We start from the raw sequence: 12,009 nt of genomic DNA, 5'->3' as shown, positions 1-12,009 counted from the left end.
CGAATTGTCCGGACGAGCTTGTACCCGGCCGTGGCGTCCAGCACGGCGACGTCCAGCGTCCTGGGCGTCTCGGGCGACGGAGACATAAGGGAATTGCGATACCCTACGTAGACTCGGCTGCCGGAGGGGTCGGTCGCGACTGCTGGACCGTCGGGGATAACCGTCCGCTTGCTACGAGTCGTATCCACCAGCTCGATGACGCTGGAGAGGTTGAACGTGTTTGAGAAGTCCCGCGGATCTCCGAGCGAGCGTTTGATGCCGTAAAGACCGCCCTGCAGCGTTGACGGGGCGGCATTCTCCACTTCCACCGTGCCGAGGATGGTGTTGCGCGTCATGTCAATGACCGTCACCGTTTGCTTGCCTCTTGTCGTCCAGGGAGGGCTCAGCAGATACAGTCGAGCGTCCGGTAAGTCTTCAAAGAGGGTACCGAACTCGTGGGGAACTGGCAGAACGGCTACTCTCCGGTGTGTTGCGGTGTCAATAACGGACACTGCGTAGGCCGTTGAGTCATACACGTACAGCCGAGTCCCCTGGGGATTCACCGCTACCGCGCTCGGACTACCCACAGATCTCAGCGCATTGTCGTAGCCGACTCCCCAACCAGCGACGACACCTCCTACGCCGAGCGCGAGCAGGGAAATCTTCCACAACGGCGCGCGGACAATCCCCGATGGACCTGATGGCGCCGGTGGACTAGGCCGGGGTGTTCTCCGGCGGTAGTGGGCCAGACCCAGTAAGAGACTGAGCGTGGCGACGAAGAAGAAGACCCCGGTCGGAAGCGCACCCGCGAAGTAAATTCGTGTGAGCTTGGAAAGTCCTCTCAGGCCAAAAGGGAGCACGATGAACCCGATCACTACAGAGACGAGAACCGCAAAGATCATAGTCCACAGCATTCGGCGGCGGTAGATCGCCCAGAGAAGAAGGCCGAGAATGACGGCGAGGACGAACGCTCCGGTGGGAAGCGTGAGGAAAAAGTCAAGGTCATTTGGAAGCCACATCATGACGAACCCGACCACTAAGGAGACAGGGACCGCGAAGATCGTGGTCCACAACATACTGCGGCGATCGGTCGCCCAGACGAGCCCGAGGAGCAGGCCGAACGTCACGGTGGCGAAGCAGAGCGCTCCGATGAAGAACGCCGGCGGGGCGTGCCCCTCGCCAAGGGTAAGGCCAGTACCCACCGTGACGACCAAGGCCGCGGAGGAGACGAGGACCGCGAGGATCATTCTCCACATCGTTCCATGAAGCACCGCGATGAGGCCGACCGCCCACAAGACGATAAGCGCGAAGATCGCCGTTGCATACATTGTCTTTGACCCCCGCCTGAGCCCAACCGGATCGCTTCCGCGCCCGTCGCCTTGGCCGGTGCCGGGAGTTTATCATCGCTGGCCGGGAGGTACGATCTTCGTGCCCACTCTACCATTGCCTCGGCAGTGCCCGCGTCGGTCGAAGGTCCTATAGACGCTGCACTCGACAGTTCAACGGCCGCCCCCACCGCATGCTCCCAGGAGTTTGTCCGTCATGTTGGTATGATATTCGTGCTCGTCCCAATTGTCGCGCGGCGGGAGCACGCGACGGTCGGGTGGAAGAAGGGATGCCGATGGGGACAAATGCCATCGAAATTCGCCTGGCACATCTCGAGGGCGCCTACGAACAGGTCGACCGGCGCCTCATCGCGATAGAGGGACGCCTCGGCGACCTCGATCGCAACATCGACGCCGTCTTTTTCCGCCTCGTCACGCTGATGCTCGGCACCTGGATCACCCTGATGCTCGCCGTGCTCTTCGCCCGCCGGTAGCGTCGCGCCGCGATGGAGTACTTCCTCGGCCTTGACGGCGGTGCATCCGGCACGACCTGCGCCGTGGCCACCTCGGACGGCGCGGTGGTCGGCATCGGGCATTCTGGCCCGAGCAATCACATTCTGGCGCCGGGCGGGCGCGACCGGGCGCGGGGGGCCGTGACCGGCGCCGTCGGCCAGGCCCTCGCCGCGGCGGGCCTCGGGCCCATGACGTTTCGGGCGGCGCAGTTCGGGATGACCGGCATTACGCGCGGCACCGAGCAGGCCCGCGTCTTCGGTGAGGTGGTCAAAGACGCGCTCGGCGCCGCCATCGTCCTGGTGGAAAACGACGCGGTCATCGCCTGGTCCGCCGCGCTGGCCGGGCGGCCCGGCGTGATCGTGATCGCCGGCACCGGATCGGTCGCGTTCGGTGAAGACCCAGGCGGGCGGCAGGCCCGGACCGGCGGCTGGGGATACATCTTCGGCGACGAGGGCAGCGGCTTCGCCCTCGGCTGCGGCGCGGTGCGTGCCGCCCTGCACGCCCGCGACGGAACCGGCCGCTCCACCATCCTGACCGCGCGGCTGCCGGAGGCGGTTGGGATGCCGCTCGCCGACGTCCCGATGGCCTTCTACGAAGGACGGATCGATCGGTCCCGCATCGCCACGCTCGCCCGCGCCGTCACCAGGGCCGCCGCCGAGGACGATGAGGTGGCACGGGAGCTCGTCGAGGAAGGCGCCGCGGCCCTGGCCCGCCTCGTCGCCGCGGTGATCGCCCAGCTCCAGTGGCCGGAAGGACCGGTCCCGGTCGGGCCGGTCGGCGGAGTCTTCGAGGCCGGCCCCACGGTCCTCCGGCCCCTCGGCCGCGCGCTGGCCCGCCTGGCGCCGTCTGCGGTACTGGTTCCGCCGCAATTCGCGCCGGCCGTCGGCGGCGTCCTGCTCGCGATGCGGGCCGCCGGGGTGGAGTTGAGGCCGCAGATTCTCGCGTTGCTGTCGGCCACCTGGCAAATGCGCGTGGCCGGCGTGCCGGCCGGCGTCTGAACCGCCGGCGCCGCGCCGTGAGCCCCTCCGTCCCCCCGCTCCTCGCCTCCCTGCGCGGCCGCCTGATCGTCTCGTGCCAGGCGCCCGCGCCGAGCCCCCTTCGCCGCCCCGACATCATCGCGGCGCTCGCCGAGTGCGCGGTGCTGGGCGGCGCCGCCGGGATCCGGATCGACGGGCCGGACGACGTCGCCGCGACGCGGGCGCGGGTGCGGGTGCCGATCGTGGGTCTGTTCAAGCAGCGCACCGGCTCGCCGGTCTACATCACACCGACCTTCGAAGCCGGGCAGGCCGTCGCCCGGGCGGGAGCGGCAATCGTCGCCGTGCAGGCCACGCGGGAGCGCGCGACGCACGCCGAGCCGCTCGGGCCCCTGATCGAACGGCTCCACGCGGAGTGCCGTGTGCTCGTCATGGCGGACGTGTCGACGCGCGACGAAGGGATGGCGGCCGAAGCCGCCGGCGCCGATGTGGTGGCGACGACCATGGCGGGCTATACTCCGCACAGCCGGCAACTGGCCGGTCCTGATCTCGAGCTCGTCGAGGACCTCGCGGCCGCGCTGTCCGTCCCGCTCATCGCCGAGGGACGGATTCACACCCCCGAGGACGCGGCGGCCGCGAGGCGTGCGGGAGCGTGGGCCGTCGTCGTCGGCCGCGCGATCACGATGCCGCAGGCGATCACGGAGCGCTTCGCCCGCGCCGTCGAGGCCGCGGGCTGACGCACCGTGCCGGCGGCGACGGAACCCCGGGCCCGGCCGGCGACCTAGCGGTCGACCCTCGGCCCGCGCCGGCGGACCGCCGGTGCCGCTCCTGCCCGCCGCACGCCGGCGGCCGCGGCGAGGCGCTTCCGGTCGAATACGACAATCTGCTCGCGGCGCACGTCCGCGATCTCCGCGCGCCGCCAGCCGGCGAGAATCCGGCTCACCGTATACGGGGTCGTCCCGATCATGTCGGCCAGATCCTGTCCCGACAGGGCAAGCCGGACCGTGACTCCCCCGCGGGCCGTCGTACGGCCGAGGGATCTCGCGAACCGCAACAGCAACCGCGCCAGGCGCTGCTCGACCGGTAAGGTTGCCAGATCCTGCGCGCGATAGCGCTCGCGCTGCATCTCGTGCGCCAGCACGCGGATGGTGTTCAAGGACAGCCCCGGATCGGTCAGCATTGCCTGCAGCACGGTCGCGGAATCCCACGCCAGCGCGCGGGAATCCTGAACGGCCTGCGCCGACGCCGTCCGGGGCGTCCCTCCGAGGGCACCAACGTGGCCGAACGGCTCGGTCGGCACCGCCACCCCGAGAATCGCGCTCCGCCCGTCGGGGTCGGTCCGGACCAGCTTGACCTCTCCCTCCGTCAGCACATAGAGATGGGTCGACGGCTCGCCCTGGTGAAAATAAAACCCCCCGGCGCCCACACGGCGCTCCGTTGCCGACGCCAGGAACCGTTGGAGATCCGCCCGCGCCATGTTCTGGAACATGGCGCTGAGGCTCACATACACGTGGTCGCCGGCGATCACCTTCGCGTGGTTCTGGATGATGCGCCGGAGCATGGCGGGGTCAAACCGCGTCCGCCGGTACAGACACGCCAGCGTCAACGGAGCCGGCGCGTCCGCCGCGTCAATAGACCCCGGACCGTCAGGGGTTTACGCGCGCGTACACCGCCGGGATCGCTGCGGAGCGCTCCGGATCGAAATTCCCGAGCGCCGGGACGCTCTCCGGGCGCGTGGTCGACACGGGAGTACCGCTGGTTACCGCGGACTTCAGCCGCGAAGGACGAAGCGCGCTGGCGCAGCGCGACGAGTATCGTGCGGTCGGGCCGCTCGCGCTCGTCCCGATGCGCTCCGAGGAAGGCATCATCGGCACGCTGTGCGTGGCGCGCCTGAAGGCGTCGGGCGGGACGGCGTTCACCGCCGCGGAGGCCCGACTGCTCGAAGGGATCGCCGAAGTCGCCGGCACCGCGATCCGGCGTGCGTCGCTCTACCAGAGCCTCCAGGACGCGTACGTCCAGATGGTCATCGCGCTCGCGCACGCCATCGAGACGCGCGACGCCTATACCGCGAGCCACAGCGCGCGGATGGTGGCCTTGGCCACCCGCGTCGCCCGTGAGCTCGGCTGTTCGGCGCAGGACATCGAGGACGTTCGCTGGGCCGCCCGGCTGCACGATATCGGCAAGATCGGCGTGAGCGACGCGGTGCTGCGCAAGCCGACCATCCTCACGGCGAAAGGGTGGGCGGTCATGGAGCAGCACCCGTGCTCGGAGAAAACATTCTCAACTCCGTCGAACGGATGCGTGGGGCGGCCAAGTTCGTCCGGCATCACCAGGAACGGTGGGACGGGACCGGCTACCCGGACAAACTGCGGGGCGAGGCGATTCCCCTCGGCGCCCGCATCCTGGCCGTGGTGGACGCCTACGGAGCGATGACGGAGACCCGTCCGTACCGGCCGGCCCGCACCCACGCGGAAGCGGTCGAGGAAATCAGACGCTGCGCCGGCACGCGGTTCGACCCGCGGGTGGCCGCGGTCTTCTGTGCGGTGGTCGAGCGCGGCGAGGACGGCCCCTCCGTCTCTGCGGCGTCCGATGGGCCTCCCGGCGGCCGCCGGTCTTAGCGCTCCACGAACAGCGGATTCGTCCAGGCCATCCCGCCGTCCGGGGCCACGACCTCGATCCGTAGATACCGCTCGCGCCCGCGCAGCGTGTAGGACGCCTCGCGGAGCGGCGGGCCGTCCGCCCGGATGCGACGGCCCCACCGATGATCACACATGAACCGCACCTCGCGGGCGCCGGGCGGGGCGATCTGCACCACCGCGGTGTCGCCGTCAAAGGTCACGTCGTCGAGCGCCGCGCCGGTGGACGCATAGAACGCGCCGGTCGCGAGTCCGGCGGTCACGGACTCGGGCGTGAGGGTCTCCGCCCGCAGCACCGTCCAGCCGCGCCCGTGATCGTCGATCCGCCAGTGCGCGTCATCGTTGGCCGCCCCCCACAGCGGCCGGCGGCGGGTCAGGCAGTCGTCCCAGTGCACGCCGCTGTGCCCCTTGCCGATGTCGACGTCGGTGTTGGCGTTGTAGACCTCGATCCCGGCGACGTCGCGGAGCGGTATCAGGTCCTCGGCCACCAGCCCGCTCCAATAGGGATGCGCGACGAACACGACCGCCCCGGCGGCGCGGAGCCGGTCGATGACGGCCTGCACCGGCATCGCCTGACGGGCCGCCGCGTCGCTGGGAAGATCGATCATCACGCGAAGACCGATGCCGAGCAGATGAAACGACGTGCCGACCCCGGACCGGCCGGCGTCCACCTCGATCCCAGGCACGAGCACCAGAGGCGCCGCGGGGACGCCTCCCGCGGCCGCCGATCCCGGCGCCTGCGCGAGGGACGGGGGCGCGGCGGTGATGCGGTTGTGGTCCGTCAGGGCGAGAAAATCGTAGCCGCGTCCGGCGTACCAACCCACCACGTCTTCCACGGAGCAGGCCCCGTCGGACTCCGTCGTATGGCAGTGCCAGACGCCGCGGTACCAGCGTCCCGGCCGCGCGAAGGGGTTGAGGAGGCGGCTCAGTCCCGCGCCTCCTGCGCCCAGCCGCGCGACCGCTCGACGGCGCGCCGCCAGCCGGCGTAGCGCGCGTCCCGCTCCGCCGCCGGCATGTGCGGCTCGAACGTTCGGTCCGCGGACCAGTGGCGGCCGACCGCGTCGAGCGAGTCCCACACGCCCTGGGCGAGCCCCGCGGCGTAGGCGGCGCCGAGCGCCGTCGTTTCCGCGACGGCCGACCGCACGACGGGAACGCCGAGCAGATCCGCCTGGAGCTGCATCAGCACGTCGTTGCGGGAGGCGCCGCCGTCGACGCGCAGCGCCGGGAGCCGCAGGCCGGTGTCGCGCTGCATCGCGTCGACGACGTCGCGGGTCTGGTAGCAGATCGCTTCGAGCGTCGCCCGCACGAGGTGCGCGCGGGTCACGTAGCGCGTCAGCCCGACGATGATCCCCCGCGCCGTCATGTCCCAGTAGGGCGCGAAGAGCCCTGAGAACGCCGGCACAAAGTACGCGCCGCCGGCATCGGGCACGGACGCGGCGAGACCGGCCGTCTCCTCGGCGGTGCGGATCATGCCCACGTCGTCGCGCAGCCACTGCACCGCCGCGCCGGCAATGGCGATCGAACCCTCGAGCGCGTAGGCCACGTCGGCGGGGAACGCATAGCCCACCGTGGGCACCAGCCCGGCGGCGCTGCGGACCGGTGCGCGGCCGGTGTGCTGCAGCAGAAAGCATCCGGTGCCGTAGGTGTTCTTGGTGTCGCCCGCCCGGTAGCACGCCTGGCCGACGAGCGCGGCCTGCTGGTCCCCGAGCGCGCCGCACACCGGGACCGCGGCGCCGAGCGGTCCGTCCCGGCGCGTGATCCCGTAATGCCCGCTGCTCGGACGGATCTCGGGCAGGATCGCCGGCGGAATGCGGAGCACGGCGAGCGCCTCGGGGTCCCAGGCGCGCGTCTCGAGATTCATGAGCATCGTGCGCGAGGCGTTGGTGGCGTCGGTCACGTGGACCCCGCCGTCCGGGCCGCCCGTGAGCCACCAGATCAGCCACGTGTCGATCGTCCCGGCGCACAGATCGCCGCGGCCGGCGTGCGCGCGGGCGCCGGGCACGTGGTCGAGCAGCCACGCCAGCTTGGTCGCCGAGAAGTACGTGGCCACCGGCAACCCGGTGCGCGCGGTGATCGTCTCCGCCGCCCCGTCCCGGATCAGCCGGTCACACTGCTCGCGGGTGCGGGTATCCTGCCAGACGATCGCGGGATAGATCGGCCGGCCGGTCGCCCGGTCCCACACCACGATTGTCTCGCGCTGATTTGCGATGCCGAGCGCGGCGAGCAGCGGCCGCGACGGGGACCCGGAGGCCGACCGGGAGGCCACGCCGGCGCGGCCGAGGGCCTCGGCGATCACCCGCGCCGTGACCGTCCAAATCTCGTCGGGGTCGTGCTCCACCCACCCCGGCTGCGGGATGATCTGCCGGTGCTCGGCGTAGGCGGCCGCGGCGGGACGGCCTTCGCGGTCGAACAGGATGCACCGTGTCCCGGTCGTGCCCTGATCGATGCCGACGACATAGGCATGAGGCTGCCACGCCGCGCCCGACGGATGCACGGCGGCTACGAGATCCGCATCGTCCGGTTGTACACTCCGATCGCCTGGTCGATGTCGCGCGCGGCATCGTCGAGCGCCCGCTGGGCCGACTTGCGTCCGAGCACCGCCGCCTCGATCGCATCCTCGACGCGCTGCCGGGCCTCGGGGAACACGCCGAGGAGCGCGCCCTGGGTGGCCCGGTTGATCGGGCTGCTGCGGAGCTCGCTGATCGCCGTGAGGAACTGCGGGTTCTTGGCCAGGGTGTCGCTCGCGACCGGCTCGCGATACGCGTCCCGCCGGATCGGGAAATAGCCCGTGCCGGCGTACCACGCCGCCTGCTGCGGCGGCGCCGTGATGAACTTGATGAACTCCCAGGCGGCCTGCTGCTCCGCCGGGGGCCGGTTCTTGAGGATCCACGCGGACGCCCCGCCGACGATGCTGCCCCCGTTCGCCGCCGATGGCGGCTTGGGGAAGTACCCGGTGCCGATCTCGAACCTCCCGCCCGCCTGCGTGAGCAGGCTGCGCAGCACCGCGGTCGAGTCGAAGGTCATGGCGGTCTGCCCGGCGGCGAACGCCCGCTGGCTCGCCGCGGTCGGCCGGCCCGGGTTGGTCGCCACACCGGCCTTCACCATCCGCGCCCACCACTCCAGGATCCGGGGACCGGCTTCTTCATGGTTGAAAACCACCGCGGTTGGAGGCGCGTCCCGGCCGTTCCCGTGGTCCACGTACAGCGCCCCCTGCCGGGCGAGCAGCTGCTCAAAGAACCAGCCGTAGATCGCCAGCGAGATGCCGGAGCGCGTCGCCCCGCTCTGCACCAGCTGCTTGGCGAACGCCTCGATCTCCTCGAACGTCCGCGGCGGCCGGTTCGCGTCCAGCCCCGCCTTCTTGAACAGATCTTTATTGTAGTAGAGGATCGCGCTCGACGTGTTGAACGGCATCGAGTACAGCCGTGCGCCGACGCGGTAGTAGGCGAGGATATTCGGCTCGAGCTGGCCGAGGTCGAGTTTCTCGCGGTCGATGAAGTCCTGCATCGGGACGACGCCCTTGCTGTCGATCATGAACCGCGTCCCGATGTCGTAGACCTGGGCGACGGCCGGCACGGCCGGCGATTGGATCGACGCCCGCAGCTTGTTGACGGCATCGTCGTAACTGCCCTGATACTGCGCGTCCACCTGGATGTCCCGGCGGGACGCGTTGAAGCGGCTGACGAACGCGCGCACGACGGTCTCGCCGAGCCCACCCCCCATGGAATGCCAGAAGACGATGCGTGTCGGCGTCTGCGCGGAGGCGCGTCCTCCTCCGAGCGCCAGCCCGGCCGTCACCGCCCCCGCGCCCCCGAGCACCGCCCGTCTCGTCACCCTCATCGCCATGCCGCTCCCTCCTTTTGTCATCCTTTCACCGCGCCGGCCGTCAGTCCGCGGACGACGTGGCGGTAGCCGAGCACGAACACGGCGGCGGTCGGCAGCACGATGATCACGACCCCCGCCATCACGAGTCCCCAGGACACGACCTCCTGGGCCTGCAGCAGCGCGAGCCCGATCTGCACCGTCCGCATCGCCGTGGAGTTGATGACGAGCAGCGGCCACAGGTATTGGTTCCAGGTCGAGAGGAACGTGTAGATCGCCAGCGTCGCGAGCGCCGGCCGCGCGAGCGGCAGCACGATCGTCCAGAGGAATCGGCGGCGGGAACAGCCGTCGATCCGTGCCGCGTCGGCGAGCTCGCGGGGAATGGTGAGGAAGAACTGGCGCAGCAAAAACGTGCCGAACGCGGTGGCGAGGAACGGCACCACGAGCGCCGTGTAGCTGTTGAGCCAGCCGAACGCGCGGATCGTGAGGTAGTTGGGGATCAAGGTCACCTCGACGGGCACCATCAGCGTGGCCAGGAACGCGAAAAACAGCGCCCGCCGCCCCGGGAAGTCGATGAAGGCGAAGGCAAATGCGGCGAGCGCCGAGGTCAGCAGCTGGCCGAGCGTGACGGCGCCCGCCTGGACGACCGAGTTCAGGAGGAAGCGTCCCAGCGGCGCTTTGGCCAGGGCGTCGGCGTAGTTGGCGAGCGTCGGCGCGTGCGGCCAGAGCGTCGGCGGGTACCGGTCGATCTCGGCCGCCGGCTTGAGACTGGTCGACACCGCAAACAGCAGCGGGAATAGCACCACGAGCGCGAGCGCGATCATCCCCGCGTGCGCCGGCACCCCGCCTGCCCCGCGCCAGACGGGGGGGCCGCCGGCGCGGGAGGCCCCGCTCATTGATACGTCACCCAGCGCTCGAACACCGTGAACTGAAGGGCCGTGAGCATCAGCACAAGCGCGAACAGCACCATCGCCTGCGCCGCGGCCAGGCCGAACCGGAAGTTGAAGAAGGCGTTGCGGTAGATGGAGTACACGATGACGTTCGTCGACTCGACCGGCCCGCCCTGGGTGAGGATGTGGATCTGCCCGAAGGACTGCAGCACGCTGATCGTCGCGACGACACCGAGGAAGAAGAGCGCCGGGGAGATCGCCGGAACCACGACGTGGCGGAAGACGCCCCACGGGCCCGCGCCGTCGATCCGCGCCGCTTCGACGAGCTCCTCCGGCACCCCCTGGAGGGCCGCGAGCAGCACGACCACGTTGAATCCGAGGTCCTTCCATACCGTGGCGGCGGCCACCGCGGCGAGGGCCCACCGCGGATCGGTGAGCCAGCCGATCGCCGGCGCGTGCACAAGGCTCAGCAGGTAGTTGAACATGCCGACATTGGGATCGAGCAGCCAGTCCCAGACGAGCGCCGCCGCGGCGATGCTCACCGCGATCGTGAACGAGTAGGCCGTCCGGTACACGACGATGCCGCGTAGCCGCCGGTTGGCCAGCAGGGCGAGCGGGAGCCCCGCCGCGATGCCGGCCGGCACGGTGTACAAGGCGAAGAGGAAACTCACGCGGAGGCTGTTGAGGAACGAGGGGGAGTCGAACAGGCGCGCGTAATTGCCCGCGCCGGCGTAGACGCCGAGCCCGCCGAACGGATCCGTCTCGTAGAGACTGAGTTGGGCGTTGCGCACCAGCGGATAGAAGACGAAGACGACGAACACCGCGAGCGACGGGGCAAGATACCCGAGCGCCGAGCCGAGCTCACGCCAGGCGCGGACCCGTAGCGCGCGGGCGGCCCGGGAGGACGCGGGGCGACGGGCCGCGGCGGCTTCTAACATATCACCCGGGTCAGGAGCTGGACGTCGTTCGACGTGACGCCGTCGACGCCCCACTCGAGGCAGCGCCGCATCGTCGCTTCGTCGTCGACGGTCCACGGGAAAACGCCGAGTCCCGCGGCGTGCGCCTCCGCCACCAGATCGCCGGTCACGAAGTTCCACGCCGGACACAGCGCGTCGGCGGCGGCCGCGTGCGCGGCCGCCGGCGCGTCGATCAGCCGGGCGCTGTAGATGATGGCCGTCGCGACCTCCTGCGCCACCGCCCGCATCGCCCGCACCGCGTGGTGATCGAACGACATGACCAGTACCGCACGCTCCATCTCGCGGCCCCGCAGGACGGCGGCGATGTCCGCTTCGATGCCGTCGTAGAAGACGGGGCCGTTCTTGATCTCGAGGAGCAGCGGCACCCGTCCGCGCACGAGGTCGAGCACCTCTTCGAGCGCCGGGACCGGCTCGCCCGCAAACGCCTCCGCGAACCAGCGGCCGGCGTCGAGCCGGCGCAGCGCGTCGAAGGTGAACGCGGCGACGGGGCCGCGTCCGTCCGTCGTGCGCTCGACGGTCGAGTCGTGGATGACGACGAGCCGGCCGTCCCGCGTCCGGTGCACGTCGCATTCGACGGCCGCCGCGCCCGCTTCGAGCGCGCGGCGAAAGGCGGCGAGGGTGTTCTCGGGGGCTTCGCGCGGTGCGCCCCGGTGCGCGACACCGAGCCGGCGTCCGCCGGGACGGAAACGCTGCCAGCGATCCGCGGACCCGCTCACCTCAGTCAAGATACACTATGGAAGGTGAAATCCTCTAATCGGAGTGTAGCTCTTGAATTAAGAAAGCGGCGGGTATCACTGCGACCCCGAGCCGGTCTTCTTCCGGGCGCCGCGGCGGCCCCGGCCGGCGCGGGGCACGGTGGAGTCTTCGCCGGCGGGCTCCCCGGCCGCGGCGTCCGC

At 70.5% G+C, this 12,009-nt stretch carries 12 protein-coding genes and 1 pseudogene; 5 read left to right on the top strand and 8 right to left on the bottom strand.

Translation table 11 applies throughout. The annotated features are described in order from the left end of the window. A partial coding sequence (locus VGZ23_09815; GenBank protein HEV2357889.1) for a hypothetical protein occupies positions 1-1,307 on the bottom strand: 1,307 nt, incomplete at its 3' end. 287 nt (positions 1,308-1,594) lie between these two features. Here VGZ23_09815 and VGZ23_09810 point away from each other — a divergent pair. From VGZ23_09810 to VGZ23_09800, 3 genes are read left to right on the top strand one after another with little or no spacing between them, the layout of a single operon-like run. Next, positions 1,595-1,798, top strand: coding sequence for a hypothetical protein (locus VGZ23_09810; protein HEV2357888.1), 204 nt, complete (start codon positions 1,595-1,597; stop codon positions 1,796-1,798). Between the two features lie 12 nt (positions 1,799-1,810). Further along, entirely contained in the window at positions 1,811-2,815 is a 1,005-nt protein-coding gene (locus VGZ23_09805) for a BadF/BadG/BcrA/BcrD ATPase family protein (protein ID HEV2357887.1), read from the top strand. A gap of 17 nt (positions 2,816-2,832) precedes the next feature. Then, entirely contained in the window at positions 2,833-3,528 is a 696-nt protein-coding gene (locus VGZ23_09800) for a putative N-acetylmannosamine-6-phosphate 2-epimerase (GenBank protein ID HEV2357886.1), read from the top strand. A 44-nt stretch (positions 3,529-3,572) separates the two neighbouring features. Here the strand turns inward: VGZ23_09800 and VGZ23_09795 are convergent, their stop codons facing one another. Beyond that, positions 3,573-4,397 carry a Crp/Fnr family transcriptional regulator gene (locus VGZ23_09795; GenBank protein HEV2357885.1) on the bottom strand — a complete coding sequence of 275 codons (825 nt, stop codon included), beginning with the start codon at positions 4,395-4,397 and terminating at the stop codon, positions 3,573-3,575. A 47-nt stretch (positions 4,398-4,444) separates the two neighbouring features. Here VGZ23_09795 and VGZ23_09790 point away from each other — a divergent pair. Both VGZ23_09790 and VGZ23_09785 read left to right on the top strand, forming a co-directional pair. Further along, positions 4,445-5,041: pseudogene (locus tag VGZ23_09790) on the top strand (GAF domain-containing protein). A gap of 47 nt (positions 5,042-5,088) precedes the next feature. Continuing rightward, positions 5,089-5,409, top strand: a complete 321-nt coding sequence (locus VGZ23_09785; GenBank protein HEV2357884.1) for an HD domain-containing phosphohydrolase — start codon at positions 5,089-5,091, stop codon at positions 5,407-5,409. Here VGZ23_09785 and VGZ23_09780 read toward each other — a convergent pair. Genes VGZ23_09780 through VGZ23_09755 form a run of 6 tightly spaced genes read right to left on the bottom strand, consistent with a single transcriptional unit; the run spans position 5,406 to position 11,829 of the window. Then, complete coding sequence (locus tag VGZ23_09780) at positions 5,406-6,356, bottom strand: CehA/McbA family metallohydrolase (protein ID HEV2357883.1); 951 nt, start codon at positions 6,354-6,356, stop codon at positions 5,406-5,408. The two genes, VGZ23_09785 and VGZ23_09780, sit on opposite strands and share 4 nt — an antisense overlap. Further along, complete coding sequence (gene glpK / locus VGZ23_09775; protein HEV2357882.1) at positions 6,353-7,921, bottom strand: glycerol kinase GlpK; 1,569 nt, start codon at positions 7,919-7,921, stop codon at positions 6,353-6,355. The genes VGZ23_09780 and glpK overlap by 4 nt, the downstream gene beginning before the upstream one ends. Before the next feature lie 5 nt (positions 7,922-7,926). Then, positions 7,927-9,270, bottom strand: coding sequence for an ABC transporter substrate-binding protein (locus tag VGZ23_09770; protein HEV2357881.1), 1,344 nt, complete (start codon positions 9,268-9,270; stop codon positions 7,927-7,929). Between the two features lie 17 nt (positions 9,271-9,287). Then, positions 9,288-10,142, bottom strand: a complete 855-nt coding sequence (locus VGZ23_09765) for a carbohydrate ABC transporter permease (protein HEV2357880.1) — start codon at positions 10,140-10,142, stop codon at positions 9,288-9,290. Continuing rightward, a complete protein-coding gene (locus tag VGZ23_09760) occupies positions 10,139-11,074 on the bottom strand; it encodes a sugar ABC transporter permease (protein ID HEV2357879.1) in 936 nt (311 codons plus the stop codon). Before VGZ23_09760 ends, VGZ23_09765 begins: the two co-directional genes overlap by 4 nt. After that, on the bottom strand, positions 11,068-11,829 hold the full coding sequence (locus tag VGZ23_09755) for a glycerophosphodiester phosphodiesterase family protein (GenBank protein HEV2357878.1): 762 nt from the start codon (positions 11,827-11,829) through the stop codon (positions 11,068-11,070). The genes VGZ23_09760 and VGZ23_09755 overlap by 7 nt, the downstream gene beginning before the upstream one ends. Positions 11,830-12,009: the final 180 nt, after the last annotated feature.

This window comes from bacterium, from assembly GCA_035945995.1.
GTDB lineage: Bacteria > Sysuimicrobiota > Sysuimicrobiia > Sysuimicrobiales > Segetimicrobiaceae > DASSJF01.
The sequence above is the reverse complement of the archived record's forward strand: the minus strand, read 5'-3'. Positions and strand labels throughout refer to the sequence as shown.

Bases quoted from the DNA above. Each gene is read 5' to 3' on its own strand.
- VGZ23_09810 (HEV2357888.1), top strand. From the start codon at position 1,595: ATGCCGATGGGGACAAATGCCATCGAAATTCGCCTGGCACATCTCGAG.
- VGZ23_09805 (HEV2357887.1), top strand. From the start codon at position 1,811: ATGGAGTACTTCCTCGGCCTTGACGGCGGTGCATCCGGCACGACCTGC.
- VGZ23_09785 (HEV2357884.1), top strand. From the start codon at position 5,089: ATGCGTGGGGCGGCCAAGTTCGTCCGGCATCACCAGGAACGGTGGGAC.
- VGZ23_09770 (HEV2357881.1), bottom strand. From the start codon at position 9,270: ATGGCGATGAGGGTGACGAGACGGGCGGTGCTCGGGGGCGCGGGGGCG.
- VGZ23_09765 (HEV2357880.1), bottom strand. From the start codon at position 10,142: ATGAGCGGGGCCTCCCGCGCCGGCGGCCCCCCCGTCTGGCGCGGGGCA.
- VGZ23_09760 (HEV2357879.1), bottom strand. From the start codon at position 11,074: ATGTTAGAAGCCGCCGCGGCCCGTCGCCCCGCGTCCTCCCGGGCCGCC.